We start from the raw sequence: 19,896 nt of genomic DNA on the forward strand, positions 1-19,896 counted from the left end.
ACGGGTATGCGCAGTCGCCGAACCGGGGTTCCGGTTCGGTGATATACAGGTGCCCTCTCTAGGGGAGTTAACGGGGGAAAAGGGGCACCGTGGTCGAGTTGAGACCGCTCATTCCCGGGGATCCTGCGGCTGTCGGGGGACACCGCATCCTCGGCAGGTTAGGCGAGGGCGGACAAGGCATCGTCTATCTCGGCGAGGCGCCGGACGGGCAGCGCGTCGCCGTGAAGGTCCTGCAGGCCCACCTGATCGCCAACGCGGAGGCGCGCGAGCGTTTCGTCCGCGAGGTACGGATCGCCACCAGCGTGGCCAGGTTCTGCACCGCCCAGATCCTGGAGACCGGCCTGGTCGGCGACAGCCCCTACATCGTCAGCGAGTACGTCTCCGGCCCCTCGCTCGAGGAGTCCGTACGGGAGACGGGTGCCCGCACGGGAGCCGCGCTCGAACGGCTGGCGCTCAACACCGCGATGGCGCTGGCGGCCATCCACCGGGCGGGCGTGCTGCACCGCGACTTCAAGCCCGCCAACATCCTGCTGGGGCCCGACGGTCCCGTGGTGATCGACTTCGGCATCGCCAGGGCGCTGGACAGCGAGCTGTCCGGGATGACGCACCAGGGGCAGGTCTTCGGCACGCCCAGGTACATGGCGCCCGAGCAGTTCGCCGAGACGCCGGTCGGCCCGGCCGCGGACGTGTTCGCGTGGGCGATGACGATGGTGTTCGCGGCCAACGGGCGGCCGGCGTTCGTCACCGAGACCCTGCCGGGGCTGCTGCACTCGATCATGTACGAGGAGCCCGACCTCGGGGTGCTCGCCGGAGCGTTGCGGGATCTGGTGTCGCTCTGCCTGGTCAAGGACCCGGTGCGGCGGCCGACCGCCGAACAGCTCGTGGCCCACCTGAGCGGGGCCCGCACCCCGGTGCCGCCCCAGCCCGTCTCTCCGGTGCCGCCCCAGCCCGCTCGGCCCGCCCAGCCCGTCGGCGCGCCGCAGCCCGTCCCGCCCTTCGCCGCGCCGCCGCCCCACCATCCCGCGCCCGTCGCGCCGCACCATCCGGCGCCGGCCGCGTCCCACCATCCGGTGCCGGTCGCGCCTCCCCATCCGGGGCAGGTCGCGCCGCCGGGGCCACAGCCGACTCACCCGGGCACCCCGCCCGCCGCCCCGGCAGCCCAGCAGCCGCCCCTCCACGGACTGCACGGGACGACGCTCCCCCCGCAGCCGCCGCTCGCGGGACTTCCCGGGACGACGATCCCGCCGCAGCCGCCGCCCGCCGCGCTCACGGGGACGACGGTCCCGCCCGCCGGGCCTGCGGTTCCGCCCGCCGGGCCTGCGGTTCCGCCCCTCGGGCCCACGGTTCCGGCCGCCGGGCCCGTGGGGGCGACCATCCCGCCGCAGGCGACCATCACCGGATTGCCGGGGGCCATGGTTCAGCCGCCCCCTCCCGGCGCCGCGGGGCGGGAAAGCTCGCGGCCGGCGGGCAGGCGGCGGCTGATCGCCGTGCTGGCGGCCGCCGCCGTCGTCGTGCTCGGTGGCGCGACGACCGCCGTCCTGCTCACCAGGGACGGCGCCACGGCGCAGGGCACGGCCCGAGCGCAGGCCCGCGATCCCCAGCCGAGCACGCTGCCCGTGGCCGTCCCCTCCACCGGCACCTGGTCCACGCCGCTGCCCAGCCGTACGCCGAAGACCAAGAGGAAGAAGACGCCCAGCCCCTCCCCGAGCCCGACCGCCGTCCCGAGCCCGGTCAGGAAGCTCCGCCTCACCAACCGCAACCTCCTGGCGAACGCCGGGTTCAACGACGCCGACCTGGCGCCCTGGTACCCCAGGGGCACCGTCAAGCAGGTCACCAGCGACCAGCACAGCGGCTGGGGCGCGGTCTGGCTGGCCGCCACCCCCGGCATGGACGCCGCCGCCGAGCAGGTGCTGACCGACCTGCGCCCCAACACCAGGTACACCCTGAGCGGATGGGTGCGCTCCGACGGCAGGCGGACCATGCTGGGCGTCAAGACCGCCGACCCGCACCGGGGCGGGTGGAGGGTGCACCGCGGAAAGAAGTACGCCTACTACTCGATGACCTTCACCACCGGCAAGGGCATGACCAAGGCGACGATCTTCTGCTGGCGGAAGGAAGCGGGCCAGGGCTACTGCGACGACCTCAGCCTGCGCGCCTGGAGATGAGCCCTTCGAGCAGGCCCTTGACCGCCGTGGCCGGGTAGGCGTCCCCGTCGAAGGGGCCGAGCAGGACGGGACCGTCGTCGGCGCTGTCGGGCAGCCGGCCGTGGCTGCCCCGCACGGGCGACGGGTCCAGCGGCACCACCGGCATCGTGTAGCGCAGGCCGAGCCTCTTGCGGGCCAGCGCCAGGCCCGCGCGCACCTTGACGAACGGATCGGCGGGATCCATGAACAGCTCGGCCGGGTCGTAGCCGGGCTTGCGGTGGATCTCGACCAGCCGGGCGAAGTCGGGGGCGCGGGCGTCGTCCAGCCAGTAGTAGTAGGTGAACCACGCGTCGGGCTCGGCGACCGCGACGAGCTCGCCCGAGCGCTCGTGGTCGAGACCGTGGACGGCCTTGCCCGTCTCGTCCAGCACCTCGTCCACGCCGGGCAGCTCGGACACCACCGACCGCACCCTCGGCAGGTCGGCGGGGTCGCGGACGTAGACGTGGGCCAGCTGGTGGTCGGCGACGGCGAAGGCCCGCGAGGTCCACGGGTCGAGGTACTCCATGCCGGCCTGCGTGTACACCTCCAGCAGCCCGGCCGCGCGCAGCGCCCTGTTGACGTCGACGGGCCTGGAGGCGGGCGTGATGCCGTACTCCGACAGCACGACGAACGTGGCGTCCTCGGCCAGCAGGGGCGCGAGGGCGGTCTCGACGGCCTGGGCCGCGGCGACCGCCTGCGGACCGTCGGGGCCGTACCGTTGCAGGTCGTAGTCGAGGTGCGGGACGTAGACGAGCATCAGGTCGGGCCGGTGGGCGCGCAGGATGTGGACGGACGCGCCGACGATCCACTCGGTCGAGGCGATGCCCGCGCCCGGCCCCCAGTAGCTGAAGAGGGGGAACGGCGGCAGCTCGTCGTGCAGGGAGGGCGGTCGCGTGTAGCAGTCCGGCGACTTGCGGCCGTCGGCGTGGTAGATCGGGCGCGGGGTGACGAGCAGGTCGGCGGCCGCCCCCATGGCGTACCACCAGCAGACGTTGGCGGTGCGCAGGCCGGGGACCGAGTCCCACAGCTGGCCGCCCTGGATGAGCGCGTTGTGCTGCCGCCACAGGAAGACCTCGCCCAGGTCCCTGAAGTACCAGCCGTTGCCGACGATCCCGTGCCGGCGCGGTGGCGCGCCGGTCAGCAGGGTGGCCTGCATCGAGCAGGTCACGGCAGGCAGGATCGGGCGCAGCGCCGCCGCCGCGCCGACCTTGGACACTCCGGGCATGTGCGCGAGCAGGCGCGGGGTCAGCCCCACCACGTTGATCACCACGATCGGCGGCATCACAGCTCCTTCAGTCCGAGGGCGGCCAGCTCGCGCCGCATCCAGGTGAGCTCGGCGGCGATGCCGCCGAGCACGTCCTGGTCGGGCAGCACCGTCCAGGTGTAGGTCTCGACCTCGATGTGCCTGGTGAGCGGCGCGGCCAGCACGGCGCGCAGCAGCTCGCCGAGGTACCCGGCGGTGGTGGTCAGCGGCGGCGGAGGGGCGGCGTGCAGGGGCATGTGGAAATGGGTCCGCCACCTCTCCCCGTACGGCAGGCGCGCCAGCGCCTCGTCCAGGTCGTCGGCGTAGCCGGAGGCGCACCTGGTCTGGTGCAGGAAGCGCGCCTCGTGGAACCTCTCGAGCGCCCGCTGCGCCCCCGGCGGCGTCTCCAGCGCGCACGACGCCTGCAGCTTCACGATCGGCAGGTCGCCGAAGTCGAGCCCCTCGAAGCCGACGGCGAGGTGGCAGGCGTCCAGGCAGACGCCGAGGAGGTCGTCGCGCGGCAGCAGCTTCGCGGCCTGGGCGGTGGTCTCGATGACGCAGCCGGGTTCGGGCTCGAAGCCGACCCTGATGGTCTTGCCGGTCCGCTCGCCGACCTCGCGCAGCCCCTCGACCAGGCTGCCCAGCAGGGCGGTCGGCGCGCCCCTGGTGCGCCAGGCCAGCGGCAGCGTCGAGATCGAGCCCTCGGCCACGTCGTCCGGGAGCAGGGCGGCGAGGATCGCGGCCAGGTCGAGGGTGTAGGACAGCCGCGCGGGCGAGGACCAGTCGGGGGAGTAGACGCGGTGTTTCACCACCTCCCGCTGGAAGCCGCCGTAGGGGAAGCCGTTCAGCGTGACGACTTCCAGGCCGTTGTCGTCGAGCGCGGCGCGCAGCCGTACCAGCTCCCGGCGGTCGGCCAGCAGCGCGCGGGCGGCTCCGGCGGGCAGCCACAGCCCCACGCCGAGGCGCGGCACGCCGAGCAGCGCGCGGACGCGGGCGCAGGAGCCGGACAGCTGGGCGTGGATGCCCGGCAGGTCCTCGGCGGGGTGGACGTTGGTGCAGTAGGCCAGGTGCACGACCGGACCGCCGGGGTGCAGCAGGCGCATCAGCCACCCCGCCTGATCGTGTTGCCCGCGTAGTCGTCGCCCGGCGCGGGCGCGGCGGGATCGACGCCGTAGAAGGCGGACGGGTTGCGCCACAGCACCCTGTCGACGTCGTCCTCGGTGAAACCGGCGGCGAGCATCGCCTCGCCGACGGCCCTGGTGCGCAACGGATCGCTGCGGCCCCAGTCGGCGGCCGAGTTCACCAGCATCCGCTCGGTGCCGTACTCCTGGAGGATCGCCACCATCCGGCCAGGGTCCATCTTGGTGTCGGGGTAGATCGAGAAGCCCATCCAGCAGCCGGAGTCGGCGACCATGCCCACCGTCACCTCGTTGAGGTGGTCGACCAGCACGCGCTCGGGCGGCAGGCCCTTGACGACGTCCAGCGTGCGCCGGGTGCCGGCGGCCTTGTCCCGGTGCGGGGTGTGCACCAGGACGGGCAGGTCGTGCTCGGCGGCCATGGCGAGCTGCGCCTCGAACGCCCTGTCCTCCGCCGGTGTCATCGAGTCGTAGCCGATCTCGCCGACCGCCACGACCGCCTCCTTCAGCAGGTAGCGGGGCAGCTCGCCGAGCACGCCCGCGCAGCGCGGGTCGTTGGCCTCCTTGGGGTTGAGCGCCAGCGCGCACAGGTGGCGGATGCCGTGCTGCGCCGCCCGGTACGGCTCCCAGCCCAGCAGCGCGTCGAAGTAGTCGAGGAAGCTGCCCACGTTGGTGCGCGGCTGCCCCAGCCAGAAGGCCGGTTCGACGACGGCGCGCACTCCCGCCCCGTGCATCCGCTCGTAGTCGTCGGTGGTCCTGGAGATCATGTGGACGTGGGGGTCGAAGATGCGCATCAGATCCTCTCCAGCACGTCGGGGGGCACGGTCCTGCCGGCCGCCCTCCGTTCGTCGGCGTAGGCGGCCAGCATCCTGGCCAGCTCGGGGTCGAAGCGTTCGTCGAGGCCGGCGACCCGCTCGAGCGGGATCGCCATGAACACGCACTTCAGCACGCCCTGGCGGTAGGCGTGGTCGTCGAGGACCCGCGCGCCGTACGGGCCGAGGGCCGCGGCGACGAGCCTGGCGTCGTTGGTGCGCAGCGCGTCCTCCACCAGCGGCAGCGCCGCGTCGCCGAGGTCGAGCCGGTCCAGCGCGTCCAGCACGGCCAGGCGCTCGCCGGCGTCGCCGTCGCGGTACAGGGCGGCGACCGTCGCGGCGTCGACGTGGCCGAGCAGGGCGGCTCTGGCGGAGGGGCCGCCCCTGCGCGCCGCCACCGGGAACAGGCGGTGCGCGGCCTGCTGGTCGGCCTTCACCTGTGCCACGGCCTCAGCCGTCCAGTCGTCCATGTGCCCTCCTCAGGAAGTCGATCGACCGGCGGGCGACCTCGGGGGCGGCGTGGCCGTGCCTGGCCAGCTCGACCGCCACCTGGCCGCGGTAACCCGCGAGCGCGGCGATGACGGGCGGGAAACCGATCTCGCCCGCCCCGAACTCCAGGTGCTCGTGGACGCCCCTGCGCATGTCCTCGATCTGCACGTGCGCCAGGTACGGCAGCGCCCGCCGGACGCAGTCCGGCACGTCCTGCGGTTCCAGGCACCTGCAGTGCCCGATGTCCAGCGTGAGCCCGAAACGGGGATGGCCGCCGAGCAGGTCCCGCAGCCGTTCGTAGCCCGCCAGGTCGGCGACCAGCATCCCGGGTTCCGGCTCGAAGGCGAGCGTGACGCCCAGCTCGTCGGCGTCGCCGAGCAGCCGCTCGCACCATCCGGCCAGCCTGGCCCACGCCTCCTGCTCGCCGACGCCGTCCGGCAGGGCCCCGCTCCACAGGTGCACCACGGGCGCGCCGAGGTCCACGGCGATCCGCATGGCCCTGCGCAGGTAGTCGGCCCTGCGCCAGTCTCCCTCGCCGAGCAGCGTCGGGTGGTGCTTGCGCCACGGGTCGAGGGTGTAGCGGCCACCCGTCTCCACGACCGCGGTCATGCCGAGCTCGCCGAGCAGCTTGGCGGTCGCCGCCACGTCACGGGCGAGGCCGGGGGCGTAGGGGTCGAGGTGGCCGTGGTCGAGGGTGATCGCGGCCCCGGTGTAGCCGAGGTCGGCCAGGACGGCCAGCGCCTCGGGCAGCCGGTGGTCGCGGAAGCCGTTGGTGCAGTAGGACCAGTTCACGAGGTGGCCACCAGCCTCGACAGCCGGCCGCCGAAGGGCGCGGCGGCCAGCAGCGCCGCGGACTGGACGGGACGGCCGTGGCCGGCGACGGCGGCGGCCTGCAGGGGGATGAGCGCCACGATGCTCAGCCGGACGGCCTGCCGTACCCGGGCGGGATCGGGGTCGGCGCGCAGGCCGGCCAGGGCTCGCCCGGCGGTGGTGACGTAGCCGGCCAGCGGCGCGCCGGGGCAGGTCCAGGCGACGAGCGCGGCGGCGGTGGCGCAGGCGGCCACCGCGCCCCCGACGGTCGCGCCGGTGGCGCCCGTGGTCTCGGCGCGGCCGAGGACGCTGATGCCGTAGGTGTGCGCGCCGATGGCCAGCGCGGTGGGAACGGCCCGCGCCGCGCCGCCCGCGCCGAGCATGACGTCGAGCGCCCGGCACGCGGCCATGGCGGCGGGACCGGCCGGCGTGCGCTTGAGCGCCAGGTCGTAGGCCCACACCGCGCCCGCGAGCAGGCCGGCGAGCCCGAGCCCTCGCCTGCCGCCCGCGACGAAGGCGGTGAGCAGGCCCGCGCCCGTGCAGCCCACCGCCGTGGCGAGCGCCGTGGCGGGGCTGATCCGGCCGGACGGGACGGGGCGTTCGGGCCGGTCGACGGCGTCCTGGTGACGGTCCGACCAGTCGTTGAGCGCCATGCCGGCCCAGTACAGCAACGTGGAGGCCACCGCCGTCCCCGGGCGGGCGGGCGAGCCCGCGGCGGCGGCGCCGGCCATCGTGTCGCCCGGCACCGACAGCGCGGCGGGTGCCCTGACCAGTTCGAGCAGCGCTCTCATGCGAGCGACTCCGCGAAGGCCCGCAGCATGGCGTCCTGGGCGGGCAGGGCGTGCTCGGCGGCGCCGAGGGGGTCCTTGAAGAAGTAGCCGAGCTCGGCGAGCCCGCCCCGCCGGCCCCGCTCGTGGGCGCGGGCCACCAGCCTGGCCAGATCCAGCACCAGGGGCGCGGCCAGCGCCGAGTCGCACCCCTGCCAGGTGAACTGCATGGTCATCCGCACGCCCATGAACCCCTCGAAGGTGACGTGGTCCCACGCGGTCTTCCACTCGCCGAGGTCGGCCACGTAGTCGATGTGCGTGTGCCCCTCGACCCTGCCGCCGAGGATGCCCTCGACCGCCCTGTCCTTCGAGGTCTGCTTGCTCGCCCTCGCCGCGGGGTCGGCCAGGGTGGCGCCGTCGCCGCCGCCGAGCAGGTTCAGGCCCGACCAGGAGCGCACGGCCAGCCCCCGCCCCTCGAACATCGGCGCGAGCGCGCTCTTCACCAGCGTCTCGCCCGTCTTGCCGTCGCGTCCCGCGTACGGCAGGCCCTCGGCCGCCGCCAGCTGCGCCAGCGCGGGAAGCGTGGGCCCCGTCGACGGGGTGAACGCCACGTAGCCGCACCCGGCGTGGAAGGCCGCGTAGGCGTACAGCGAGCTGGCCGGCAGGACCGACGCCCCGGTGGCCAGCGCCGCCTCCAGCGCCTCGAGATCGGCGAACTCGGGCCGCCACGGCACGGGCGGCTCGGTGGAGGACAGGTCCACCACCACGACGCGCGCCAGACCCTTGCGCTCGCGGAAGGCGGTGATGTCGCGGGCCAGCCGGGCGGCGGCGTCGGCCTGGTCGCCTTCGTGCGCGTGGCCTGGCCTGATCTCCGCCTCGGCCTCGTCCAGGTCGCCGGACAGCAGGGCGGGGAGCGCGGCGGGGATCACCCCTGCCTCGGCCAGCCGCTCGGCCCGCTTCCTCAGAGAGATGGAGGCGATGTCATGACCGCCGAACACGAGGTCGGCGATACCGGGTAAGCCACACGGGGGCAGCCGTTCCGCCACGCAGCCCGCGGCGGGCAGCAGTCCAGCCTTGATGGCCGCCGCCCCGACCATGACGGTCGTGGCGACCGAGCCCCTGGCGCCGATGAGCCAAACACCAATAGCCATAGATCGGTATATAAGCCGGGGGACTTGTGAAGTAAAGGCCTGACTTTTGCTTGACCGTCATCATAAGTCGAATCTACGATCACGAAACATGGAGGACATAAGCCGGGAATCGGCTGATAATCCCCGAGTGGGCATCATCGGGACCGGCTTCATGGGCCGTGTACACGCCCGCTCCGCCCGCCTCGCAGGCGCCACGATCGTCGGCGTCGCAGGGTCCAGACCCGACAGGTCGCAGGGCCCCTACGCCTCGGCGGACGAGCTGATCGAGTCGGGCGCGATCGACCTCGTCCACATCTGCACCCCCAACCACCTGCACGCGCCGCTCGCCCTCAAGGCCATCGCCGCCGGGGTGGCGGTCATCTGCGAGAAGCCGCTGGCCACCGACGCGGAGACCGCGGCGCTCATGGCCGCCCGCGCCGACGAGGCGGGCCTGGTGGCCACGGTCCCGTTCGTCTACCGCTTCCACGCGATGGCCCGCGAGGCCAGGCAGCGCGTGGCGCGCGGGGACGTCGGCAGGGTCACCCTGATCCACGGCAGCTACTTACAGGACTGGCTGTTACGCCCCGAGGACGACAACTGGCGGGTCGACCCCGAGATCGGCGGGCCCAGCCGGACGTTCGCCGACATCGGCTCGCACTGGTGCGACCTGGCCGAGTTCGTCACGGGCGAGCGCATCAGCGCGGTGTCCGCGCAGACAGGCGTCGTCCAGCGGGAACGCGCCGGCCACGCCCCCGTGCTGACCGAGGACGTCGTCACCGTCCAGTTCCGTACGGCAGGCGGCGCGCTCGGTTCCCTCACCACCAGCCAGGTCTCACCGGGGCGCAAGAACCGGCTCTTCCTCGAGGTGACGGGCACCGAGCAGAGCCTGGCCTTCGACCAGGAGCAACCCGAGAAGCTGTGGCTGGGCAGGCGCGAGGGGTCGATGGCGCTGGTGCGCGACCCCCAGACGCTGACCGCCGCCGCCCTGCCGTACTCGCCGCTGCCCTCCGGGCACGCGCAGGGCTACCACGAGTGCTTCGAGGCCTTCGTCGCCGACAGCTACGCCGCGCTGCGCGGCGAGCGCCGCGACGGCCTGCCCACCTTCGACGACGGCGCCCGAGCCGCGCGCGTCTGCGACGCGGTGCTCGCCTCGGCGGCGTCAGGGGGGTGGGTCGAGTGCTGAGCATGACCGGGATCGGCAAGAGCTTCCTCGGCGTGCGGGTGCTGTCGGAGGTGGACCTGGCGGTCGAGGCCGGCCAGGTGCACGCCGTCGTCGGCGAGAACGGCGCGGGCAAGTCCACGCTCATGAAGATCCTGGCCGGGGTGCACGCGCCCGACGCGGGGACGATCACCATCGACGGGCGGCCGGTCTCCTTCAGCCACCCGCTCGACGCCCAGCGGGCCGGGGTGGCGATCATCTACCAGGAGTTCACGCTGCTGCCCGAGCGCAGCGTCGCCGAGAACGTCTTCCTCGGCAGGGAGCCGCTGCGCCGCGGCCTGGTGGACCGGGCCGCGATGGACGCCGCGACCGCCGCGCTTCTCACCGAGCTCGGCGAGGACTCCTTCGGACCCCGCGACCCGGTCAAGCGGCTCTCGGTCGCGCAGCAGCAGGTCGTGGAGATCGTCAAGGCGCTCTCGCTCGACGCGCGCATCGTGGTGATGGACGAGCCGACGGCCGCGCTCGCCGACCACGAGGTGGAGCTGCTGTACCGGCTGGTCAGGCGATTACAGCAACGCGGGATCGCGGTGCTGTACATCTCGCACCGCCTGCGCGAGGTCTTCGACCTCGCCTCCCGGGTCACGGTGCTGAAGGACGGCCGCCTCGTCACCACCGTCGCCGCCGCCGAGGTCACCGCCGACGACCTGGTCCGCCTGATGGTGGGCCGCGACCTGGGCACCTACTACCCGCCGCGCGCCGCGTCGACCGGAGAGGTGCGGCTGCGCGTCACCGGCGGCGGCAACGCCCGCCTGTCGGACATCTCGCTGGAGCTGCGGGCGGGCGAGATCGTCGGCATCGCGGGCCTGCAGGGCTCCGGCCGCTCCTCCCTGGCCAAGGCGCTGTTCGGCGCCGCCCCCTTCACCACGGGCACGATGACCCCGATCCGGCCCCGCTCGGTCCGCGAGGCCGTCGCCGCCGGCATCGGGCTGGTCACCGAGGACCGCAAGGCCGAAGGACTGGCCCTGCGCCAGTCCGTTCGGGACAACGCGCTGCTGGTCGCGCGCGCGGTCGGCCGCCGCGGCGGCTCCGTGCGCGACCTCCTCGACCGCGTACGGCTCTCGCCGCCCCGCCCCTCGCAGGAGGTGCGCTACCTGTCGGGCGGCAACCAGCAGAAGGTCGTCCTCGCCAAGTGGATGACGCTCGCCCCCGACGTCCTGCTCTTCGACGAGCCGACCCGCGGGGTCGACGTCGGGGCCAAGGCCGCGATCCACGACCTCATGCGGGAGCTGGCCGAGGACGGGACGGCGATCATGATGATCTCCTCCGAGCTGCCGGAGCTGATCGGCATGAGCGACCGCGTCGTCGTCCTGCGCGACGGGCGCATCGCGGGCACCCTGCCGGCGGGCGCGTCGGAGGAGGCCGTCATGCGGCTGGCGGCCGGCGAGGAGGCGGCATGAACGACGCGCCCCCTTCCCGGCTCGAGGCCCCACGGGAGGCGGCCGTCCCCCGCAGGCGCGGGGCGGGCGCGGCGCGGCGCCGATGGGCGAACCTGGGCCCGACCAGGGCGGTGTTCGTCGCGCTCGCGGCCACGATCGTGATCGGCTCGATCCTCGTGGCCGCCGACGGCGGGAACCTGCTGACCATGGAGAGCGTCGTCGGCGTCCAGCAGCGCAGCGCCGCCCTCGGCATCGTGGCCGTCGGCCAGACCCTGGCCATCCTGGCGGGCTCGCTCGACCTGTCGGTCGCCTACCTCATCAGCCTGTCCTCGCTGGTCGCCGCCGAGATCATGCAGGCGGGCAGCGTCCCGGGGGGCGTCGCCGCCGTCATCGCCGTCAGCGCCCTCGTGGGCCTGGTCAACGGTGTGGTGATCACCAAGCTGAAGGTCCACGCCTTCATCGCCACCCTCGGCGTCGCCCTGATCATCAAGGGCGTCCTGGACCACCTCTACGACGGCCCCGCCGGGCGCGTCCCCGAGTCGTTCCAGCACCTCGGCTACGACCGCGTCGGCCCCGTCCCCGTCTCCGCGATGCTGTGGGCGGCCGTGGCCCTGACCGCCTGGTTCCTGCTCGCCAGGACCAGGTACGGCTACCGCGTCCACGCCGTCGGCGGCGACCCCGACGTGGCCCGCCTGTCCGGCGTCCGCACCGACCGGGTGATCATCGTGACGCACGTCCTGTGCTCGCTGTGCGCCGGCATCGCGGGCCTGCTGCTGGCCAGCCGGCTCGGCGCCGGAGTCCCCACCGTGGGCACCGACGGCGGTTACGACCTGGAGTCGATCGCCGCGGTCGTCCTCGGCGGCACGGCGCTGGCCGGCGGCAGGGGCGGCGTCGCCGGCACCGTCGGCGGCGTGCTGCTGCTGGCCGTGCTCGACAGCGTCTTCAACCAGCTCGAGGTCAACTCCTTCGTCAAGGACGTCGTGCGGGGCGTGGTCATCGTGGTGGCCGTGGCCGTCTACGCCAGGAAGAGGAGCACCTCGTGAAGCGCGCGCTCCCGATCTTCGCGGTCCTGGCCGTCCTGCTGGCGGCGATCGCGCTGGCCAACCCGTTCTTCCTCGAACCCGCCGGCTTCCTCGCCTTCGTCAAGCGGGCCGCGCCGCTGGTGATCCTGGCGGCGGGGCAGTACTTCGTGATCGTCTCGGGCGAGTTCGACCTCTCGGTCGGCTCGCTGGTCACCGTCGAGGTGGTCGTCGCCGCCCGGCTGATCGACGGGAACGAGGCGGCCACCTGGCCCGTCCTCGCCCTGGTGGTCGTCATCGGCCTGCTGGTCGGCCTGGTCAACGGGGCGGTGACGACGCTGCTGCGGGTGCCGTCGTTCATCACCACGCTCGGCATGATGCTCGTGCTGTCGGGCGCGGTGTTCCTCTGGACGGGCGGCGCGCCGCGCGGCGCGCTCTCGCAGGCCTTCAGGGTGTTCGGGCGCGACACCCTCTGGTCGGTGCTGATCCTCGCCGCCGTCGGGGCCGCGGCGGTCCTGCTCATGCGCGCCGACGTCGGCCGCACGCTCATCGCGACGGGCGACAACGCCCGGACGGCCGCGCTGTCGGGTGTCAGGGTCACCAGGGTCAAGATCTTCGCCTTCGCCGTCTCGGGCCTGGCCGCCGCGGTCGCGGGCGTCCTGCTCGGCGGGTTCGCGGGCGTGTCGGCGCAGGTCGGGCAGGGCCTGGAGTTCTCCGCCATCACCGCGGTCGTCCTCGGCGGCGTGGCGCTCGGCGGCGGCAGGGGGTCGGTCGTGGCCGCCATGGCCGGGGCGTTCACCCTGGAGGCGCTGTTCACCCTGCTCAACCTGTACGGGATCTCGGGGGCCCTGGAGTTCACCGTGCAGGGCGTCATCATCATCGCCGCCGTGGCGGCGGGAGCCGTACGACTGCCTTTCTCCCTCACCTTCCGAAACACCCCCCGAAACACCCCCCGGAAGTTCAAAGGAGACGCCCATGTCGCGTCGTAAACCCCTCATGCTCGCGGTGACGGCGGTCGCGCTGCTCGTCGCGGGCTGCACCAGCGACAAGCCGACGGACACGGCCACCGCCGCGCGGTCGTCGGGCCCCGCCTCCTCCGCCCCGGCCGCCGAGACCACAGCCTCCGGGACCACGGCCGCGGGCACCGGCCGGCAGTCGGCGTTCTTCGTCCAGGCCGACTACGACGCACAGCTCGCCATGCGCGCCAAGACCGCGCAGGGCCCGGCGGACAAACCGTGGGAGCAGGCCATCGACCCGCAGATGGTGAGCACCACCCAGTACAAGAAGGCCGGCGGGTACCACCTGTGCTTCTCCAACGCGGCGGTCAACAACCCGTGGCGGCAGGTCGGCTGGAAGAGCATGCAGGCCGAGGTGGCGCTGCACAAGGAGATCACCACGTTCACCGCTCTCGACGCCGAGGGCAAGGACGACAAGCAGATCTCCGACATCGCCGAGCTGACCGGCAAGGGCTGTGACGCGCTGATCGTCTCGCCGAACACCACCGCCACCCTCACCCCCGCGGTCAAGGCGGCCTGCGGGAAGCTGCCGGTGATCGTCTTCGACCGGGGCGTGGAGACCGACTGCCCCGTCACCATGATCAACCCGATCGGCGGCTACGCCTTCGGCGCCGACGGCGCCGAGTTCCTCGTCGAGAAGGTCCCCGCGGGCGGGAAGATCCTCGCCCTGCGCATCCTGCCCGGCGTCGACGTGCTCGAGACCCGCTGGTCCGCCGCCAAGGTGACCTTCGACAAGAGCGCGCTGCAGGTCGTCGGCGTGGAGTTCACCGACGGCGACGCGGCCAAGACCAAGAGCATCGTCAGCGACTACCTGGCCCGCCACGGCAAGCTCGACGGGGTCTGGATGGACGCCGGCGCGACGGCCGTCGCCGCCGTCGAGGCCTTCGAGGACGCGGGCGTGCCCGTCCCCGCCATGGTCGGCGAGGACCAGCAGGACTTCCTGCAGAAGTGGAAGCAGAACAACCTGACCGCCGTCGCGCCCACCTACCCCACCTACCAGTGGCGCACGCCCGTCATCGCCGCTCTCAAGATCCTCAAGGGTGAGGAGGTGCCGAAGACCTGGAAGCTGCCCCAGCCGAAGATCACCGCTGACACGCTGGACACCTACCTGCAGCCGAACATGCCGCCGCTGCACTACGCGCTGTGCGGGTGCGAGACCCTGCCCGGCTTCCCCGAGACCTGGGGCGGCAAGAAGTGAACCTCGGGGTCAACACCTGGGTGTGGACCTCGCCGCTCACCGACCGCGACCTGGCGGCGCTCGCGCCCAAGGTCGCGGGGTGGGGGTTCGACGTCATCGAACTGCCCGTGGAGCAGCCCGGCGACTGGGACCCCGCCAGGGCGGCCGACCTGCTCGCCGAGCTCGGCCTGGCCGCCACGGTGGTGCTGGTCATGCCGCCGGGCCGGGACCTGGTCGCCTCCGGCACGGTCAAGGAGACCCAGGACTACCTCATGCACTGCATGGACGTGGCCGAGATCGTCGGGTCTCCCGTCATCGCCGGACCCGCCTACAGCGCGGTCGGCCGTACGTGGCGGATGTCGGGGGAGGAGCGCGCGGCCGCCTACGCCGAGCTGCGCGAGAACCTCAGGCCCGTCATCGACCACAGCCCGGTACGGCTGGCCGTCGAACCGCTCAACCGCTACGAGACCAGCCTGCTCAACACTGTGGAGCAGGCGCTCGAAGCCCTGCCGGAGGGCGCCGACCTGGCGCTCGACGTCTACCACCTGAACATCGAGGAGAAGGATCCCGCCGCCGCCGTCCGCGCGGCCGCCGGCAGGATCGCGCATGTCCAGGTGTGCGGCACCGACCGGGGGACCCCCGGGCAGGACCGCTTCGACTGGCCGGGCTTCACGACGGCCCTGCGCGCGGCCTCCTACCAGGGGCCGCTCGTCATCGAGTCCTTCACCGCCCACAACCGGACGATCGCCACCGCGGCCTCCATCTGGCGGCCGCTCGCATCCAGCCAGGACGCTCTCGCCGTCGACGGGCTGGCCTTCCTCCGCACCCTCTGACTCTTCCCCTCTGTCACCGGAGTCACCGCCATGCGTCGTCTTTGCGCTGCCCTGATTCTCCCCTTCCTGCTGTTGTTACCGGGCACGGCGAACGCCACCGCCCACGAGACCTTCCGCGCGCTTCTCTTCACCAAGGCCGTCGGCTACGTCCACGGCTCCATCCCGGCCGGCATCCAGATGGTCAAGGACCTGGGCGCGGCCAACCACTTCGCGGTCGTGCAGACCGACGACTCCTCGGTGTTCAACGACACCGACCTGGCCGGCTACGACGTGCTGATCATGCTGCAGAACTCCGGCATGGTCTGGGAGAACGACGCCCAGCGCCAGGCCCTGCAGAAGTACGTCCGCTCGGGCAAGGGCGTCGTCGCCGTCCACAACGCGCTCGACATGGGCATCGAGAACGACTTCCCCTGGTGGGACGACCTGGTCAACGGCGGCGCGCACATGCCCGCCCACTCCCCTGGCGTGCTGCAGGGCACGGCCAAGGTCACCGACCGGGTCCACCCGTCGACCAAGGAACTGCCCCTGCGCTGGGAGCGGCCCGAGGAGTGGTACAACTTCGCGCCCAACCCGCGCGGCAACGTGCACGTGCTGGTGTCGGCCGACGAGAAGACCTACAACCCGGGCCCCTCGGCCATGGGACCGGACCACCCCATCTCCTGGTGCCGCAACGCCGAAGGCGGCAAGGTGTGGGCGACCGCCATGGGACACGACACCGCCTCCTACACCGAGCCCGCCTTCCGCACGCACGTCCTCGGCGGGATCAACTGGGCCGCGGGCGCCGCGGCGGGTGACTGCGGCGGAACGGTGAACAGCAGCTTCGAGAAGATCACTCTCGACGACAACACCGCCGACCCCATGGAACTGGACGTGGCCGCCGACGGCCGCGTCTTCTACGTGCAGCGCAAGGGCGAGATCAAGATCTTCAAGCCCGACACGCACACCACGGTCACCGCGGCCACCCTCGACGTCTACACCGGAGGCGAGGACGGCCTGGTCGGCATGGAACTCGACCCGGCCTTCGCGGAGAACGGCTGGATCTACCTCTACTACTCGCCCGCCTCCAGCGCCGAGGACGTCAACAGGCTCTCCCGCTTCACCGTGACGGGCGACAGCATCGACCTCGCGTCCGAGAAGAAGATCATCGACGTGCCCGCCTACCGGCAGCGCACCTACCCCGAGCCCGGCCACACCGGCGGCGCCGTGGAGTTCGGCCCCGACGGCACCCTCTACCTCAGCACCGGCGACGACGTGCCGCCCAACCTGTCGCCGGACTGGCAGGGCTACGCACCCATCGACTGGCGGCCAGGCCAGCACATGCTGGACGCGGCCCGCACCGCGGGCAACACCAACGACCTGCGCGGCAAGATCCTGCGGATCAAGCCGAAGGCCGACGGCGGCTACGACATCCCCTCGGGGAACCTGTTCGCGCCCGGCACGGCCAAGACCAGGCCGGAGGTCTACGCGATGGGCTTCCGCAACCCGTTCCGCTTCACCGTCGACCAGAAGACCGGCTACGTCCACGTCTCGGACTACGGGCCGGACCGGGGCGGCCCGACCACCGACCGCGGCCCCGAAGGGCTGGTCGAGTACAACGTCATCAAGAAGGCGGGCAACTACGGCTGGCCGTTCTGCCACGGTGACAACCAGGCCTACGCCCCGTACAACCCCGACACCAAGGTCGTCGGGCCCAAGTTCGACTGCGCGAACCCGGTCAACGACTCGCCGAACAACACGGGCCTGACCGAGCTGCCCCCGATCGAGCCGCCCATCATGTGGTACGGCTACGGCACCTCGCCCTCCTTCCCCGAGCTCGGCTCCGGCGGCTCGGCCCCGATGAGCGGCCCGGTCTACCGCTACGACGCGGCCTCCACCTCCACCACGAAGTTCCCCGCCTACTTCGACGGCACGAACTTCTTCTACGAGTGGTCGCGCCACTACGTGAAGACCATCCACCTCGACGACCAGGACAAGCTCCTCAAGATCGACCCCTTCCTCGGCACGTTCGTCAAGCCCATGGACATGACCTTCGGCCGGGACGGCTCGCTGTACCTGCTGGAATGGGGCAGCTCCTTCGGTGGCGGCAACAACGACTCGGGCCTGTACCGGATCGACTACTCCGCCGGCGCCCGCGCGCCGATCGCCAAGATCACCACTTCGCGCACCGACGGTCCGGCGCCGCTCAGCGTGGAGTTCGACAGCGCGGGCAGCTTCGACCCCGACGGCGACCCGATCGAGTTCTCGTGGGACTTCGACGGCGACGGCACCTTCGACTCCACCGCGGCCAAGGCCACGCACGTCTACGAGGCCAAGGGCCAGTACACCGCGCAGCTCAAGGTCAAGGACAGCACCGGCAAGGAGGGCTTCTCCAACGTCGTCATCACGGCCGGCAACACCAAGCCGGTGGTGACCCTCGAGGCGCCGATCGACGGCAGCACGATCGAGTTCGGCCAGGACGTGCCGTACAAGATCAAGGTGACCGATCCCGAGGACGGGACGGTCGACTGCACGAAGGTCTTCGCCAACCCCGCGCTCGGCCACGACGACCACGAGCACGAGACCGTCGAGCTCCCCGGCTGCGAGGGCACCATCTCCACCAGCGACATCGGCGGGCACCCCGCGGGCGCCAACCTCTACTACGTCATCAACGCCCACTACACCGACAAGGGAGAGCAGCCGCTCACCGGTTACGCCAAGGTCGTCCTGCAGCCGAGGCGGAAGCAGGCCGAGTACTTCAAGACCTCCTCGGGCGTCAGGGTGATCGACCAGGCGGGCGCCGAGAGCGGCAAGCGCATCGGCGACATCAGCGACAACGACTGGATCGCCTTCACCCCGCTCGACCTCAACGGCGTCACGTCCGTCTCCTTCAGGGTCTCCAGCCCGTACGGCGGCGGCATGATCGAGCTGCGCGCCGACGCCCCCAACGGCACGCTCCTGGCCACGGCCCCGGTCCAGAACACCGGCGACTGGGACGTCTACCAGATGACCAGCGCCGTCCCGGTGAAGAACGACGTGCGCACCAAGACCGTCTACGCGGTGTTCAAGAACAGCCGTGACAACGGGTTCGACCTGGACGCCGTCCAGTTCGCCGGCGAGGACGCGGGCGGCGGGCTCGAGCCCGGCGTCTACACCGTCACCGCCCAGCACAGCGGCAAGAACGTCACCCCGGTGTCCCTGCTCGACGACGCCAAGATCGTGCAACTGGGCGCCACCCAGGGCGACGAGCAGAAGTGGGAGGCGATCCCCGCCACCGCGGGCGGCTACCAGCTCAAGAACGTCAAGAGCGGCAAGTGCCTGGACGTGCCGGGCGGATCGACCACCGCGGGCACCCAGCTCGTCCAGTGGACCTGCCACCCCGACGGCGCCGCCCACCAGGTCCACCAGCGCTTCTTCATCACCTCCGCCGGCGACGACCACATCGTCACGGCCGCGGCCAGCGGCCTGTGCGTCGACGTCAACGGCGTCTCCCAGGCCGACAACGCGGCGGTGATCCAGTGGACCTGCGCGAACGCCCCCAACCAGCGCTTCCGCTTCACCTCCGCCGCCGGCGCCGACCGGACGCCGCCGGTCACCACCGCCAAGGCCGCCCAGCCGAACGCGGCCGGATGGCACACCACCGCGCCCGTCGAGGTCACGCTGACGGCCACGGACGAGGCGTCGGAGGTCGCCGCCACCGAATGGCGTCTCGACGGCGGCGCCTGGACGCCCTACACCGAGCCCGTCCTGGTCAGCGGGGACGGCACCAGGAAGGTGGAGTTCCGTTCGCGTGACGCCGCGGGCAACGTGGAGGAGCCCAAGGCGCTCGACCTCAAGCTCGACGCCACCGCGCCCGTGACCACCGCCGCCTTCGCCCCGCCCAACGCCGAGGGCTGGAACGACGGCGACATCCCCGTCACGCTGTCCGCCACCGACACCACCTCGGGGGTGTCGAAGACGGAGTACTCCCTCGACGAGGGCGCCTGGACGGCCTACGCCGGCCGGCCCGTGGTCGTCAGCGGCGACGGACCGCACGAGCTGCGCTACCGCTCGACCGACACGGCGGGCACCACCGAGCAGGAGAAGGCCGCCGTCCTGAAGATCGACGGCACCAAGCCCACGCTCATGGTCTCGGGCGTCTCCGACGGCGAGGTGTACGGCGACGCCCAGGACCTGCGCATCACCTGGCAGGCCGTCGACACCACCTCTGGCGTCAAGGCCACCATGGGCACGCTGGACGGCTCGGCCCTCACGCCCGACTCGGTGGTGCCGCTGTTCCCGCAGACGCTGGCCGCGCACACCGTCTCCGTCACGGCCGGCGACAACGCGGGCAACGCGATCACCACGAACGTCCGCTACGCGGTGACCACGTCGCTGCGGGACATGCAGAACCTCGTCGACCGCTTCAGGGCGACGAGCTGGCTGTCGGGGCCGGCGGCGCAGTCGCTCACCCGGGAGCTGACCCAGGCGCGGAAGGCGGAGGCGTCCGGCAGGGACGCCAAGGCCGTCCGGCACCTGCAGGACTTCAAGAAGCTGGTGGCGGACGTGCGGCTGGTGCCGAGGGCCGACGTCCGCCAGGTCCTGACCAGGGACGCCGACAAGGTCATCACCACGCTGGAGTGAGACACCGCACATGAAGGAGCCCCCGGACCCGGCGGTCCGGGGGCTCCTGCCACCCTGAGGTCAGGCGGCGCTCACCTTGCGCTGGAG

The 19,896-nt window shown here is 72.4% G+C and carries 15 protein-coding genes; 8 read left to right on the forward strand and 7 right to left on the reverse strand.

Translation table 11 applies throughout. From position 1 onward, the window contains the following. The first annotated feature begins 89 nt into the window (after positions 1 to 89). Complete coding sequence (locus tag ACWENQ_RS02095) at positions 90 to 2,165, forward strand: protein kinase domain-containing protein (RefSeq protein WP_452412643.1); 2,076 nt, start codon at positions 90 to 92, stop codon at positions 2,163 to 2,165. Here the strand turns inward: ACWENQ_RS02095 and ACWENQ_RS02100 are convergent. The 7 genes from ACWENQ_RS02100 to ACWENQ_RS02130 are packed head-to-tail and all read right to left on the reverse strand — an operon-like array spanning position 2,143 to position 8,591. Then, the gene (locus tag ACWENQ_RS02100; RefSeq protein WP_449917180.1) at positions 2,143 to 3,465 is read right to left on the reverse strand and encodes an alkaline phosphatase family protein; all 1,323 of its coding nucleotides are present in this window, start codon (positions 3,463 to 3,465) and stop codon (positions 2,143 to 2,145) included. The genes ACWENQ_RS02095 and ACWENQ_RS02100 overlap by 23 nt on opposite strands. Next, positions 3,465 to 4,529 (reverse strand): metabolite traffic protein EboE, encoded by a 1,065-nt coding sequence (eboE, locus tag ACWENQ_RS02105; protein WP_452412644.1) that lies wholly within the window; start codon positions 4,527 to 4,529, stop codon positions 3,465 to 3,467. The genes ACWENQ_RS02100 and eboE overlap by 1 nt, the downstream gene beginning before the upstream one ends. After that, positions 4,529 to 5,356 (reverse strand): TatD family hydrolase, encoded by an 828-nt coding sequence (locus ACWENQ_RS02110; protein WP_452412645.1) that lies wholly within the window; start codon positions 5,354 to 5,356, stop codon positions 4,529 to 4,531. The genes eboE and ACWENQ_RS02110 overlap by 1 nt, the downstream gene beginning before the upstream one ends. Continuing rightward, positions 5,356 to 5,844 (reverse strand): EboA domain-containing protein, encoded by a 489-nt coding sequence (locus ACWENQ_RS02115; protein ID WP_452412646.1) that lies wholly within the window; start codon positions 5,842 to 5,844, stop codon positions 5,356 to 5,358. The genes ACWENQ_RS02110 and ACWENQ_RS02115 overlap by 1 nt, the downstream gene beginning before the upstream one ends. Beyond that, positions 5,825 to 6,655, reverse strand: a complete 831-nt coding sequence (locus tag ACWENQ_RS02120) for a sugar phosphate isomerase/epimerase family protein (protein WP_449917169.1) — start codon at positions 6,653 to 6,655, stop codon at positions 5,825 to 5,827. The genes ACWENQ_RS02115 and ACWENQ_RS02120 overlap by 20 nt, the downstream gene beginning before the upstream one ends. Then, positions 6,652 to 7,464, reverse strand: a complete 813-nt coding sequence (locus ACWENQ_RS02125) for an SCO3242 family prenyltransferase (RefSeq protein ID WP_449917167.1) — start codon at positions 7,462 to 7,464, stop codon at positions 6,652 to 6,654. Before ACWENQ_RS02125 ends, ACWENQ_RS02120 begins: the two co-directional genes overlap by 4 nt. Beyond that, positions 7,461 to 8,591, reverse strand: a complete 1,131-nt coding sequence (locus tag ACWENQ_RS02130; protein ID WP_452412647.1) for an inositol-3-phosphate synthase — start codon at positions 8,589 to 8,591, stop codon at positions 7,461 to 7,463. The genes ACWENQ_RS02125 and ACWENQ_RS02130 overlap by 4 nt, the downstream gene beginning before the upstream one ends. Before the next feature lie 127 nt (positions 8,592 to 8,718). Here ACWENQ_RS02130 and ACWENQ_RS02135 point away from each other — a divergent pair, with 127 nt between their 5' ends. The 7 genes from ACWENQ_RS02135 to ACWENQ_RS02165 are packed head-to-tail and all read left to right on the forward strand — an operon-like array spanning position 8,719 to position 19,809. After that, positions 8,719 to 9,753: a Gfo/Idh/MocA family protein gene (locus tag ACWENQ_RS02135; protein WP_449917161.1), complete on the forward strand. Its 1,035-nt coding sequence runs from the start codon at positions 8,719 to 8,721 to the stop codon at positions 9,751 to 9,753. Between the two features lie 2 nt (positions 9,754 to 9,755). Further along, positions 9,756 to 11,186 carry a sugar ABC transporter ATP-binding protein gene (locus ACWENQ_RS02140; protein ID WP_452412979.1) on the forward strand — a complete coding sequence of 477 codons (1,431 nt, stop codon included), beginning with the start codon at positions 9,756 to 9,758 and terminating at the stop codon, positions 11,184 to 11,186. Continuing rightward, entirely contained in the window at positions 11,183 to 12,208 is a 1,026-nt protein-coding gene (locus ACWENQ_RS02145) for an ABC transporter permease (protein WP_452412648.1), read from the forward strand. Before ACWENQ_RS02140 ends, ACWENQ_RS02145 begins: the two co-directional genes overlap by 4 nt. Continuing rightward, complete coding sequence (locus ACWENQ_RS02150; protein WP_452412649.1) at positions 12,205 to 13,173, forward strand: ABC transporter permease; 969 nt, start codon at positions 12,205 to 12,207, stop codon at positions 13,171 to 13,173. The genes ACWENQ_RS02145 and ACWENQ_RS02150 overlap by 4 nt, the downstream gene beginning before the upstream one ends. Then, positions 13,160 to 14,398, forward strand: a complete 1,239-nt coding sequence (locus ACWENQ_RS02155) for a substrate-binding domain-containing protein (protein ID WP_449917153.1) — start codon at positions 13,160 to 13,162, stop codon at positions 14,396 to 14,398. The genes ACWENQ_RS02150 and ACWENQ_RS02155 overlap by 14 nt, the downstream gene beginning before the upstream one ends. Further along, positions 14,395 to 15,210, forward strand: a complete 816-nt coding sequence (locus ACWENQ_RS02160; RefSeq protein WP_449917150.1) for a sugar phosphate isomerase/epimerase family protein — start codon at positions 14,395 to 14,397, stop codon at positions 15,208 to 15,210. The genes ACWENQ_RS02155 and ACWENQ_RS02160 overlap by 4 nt, the downstream gene beginning before the upstream one ends. Before the next feature lie 30 nt (positions 15,211 to 15,240). Next, a complete protein-coding gene (locus tag ACWENQ_RS02165; protein WP_452412650.1) occupies positions 15,241 to 19,809 on the forward strand; it encodes a ThuA domain-containing protein in 4,569 nt (1,522 codons plus the stop codon). Positions 19,810 to 19,896 lie beyond the last annotated feature (87 nt).

The organism is Nonomuraea sp. NPDC004354 (genome assembly GCF_053602555.1).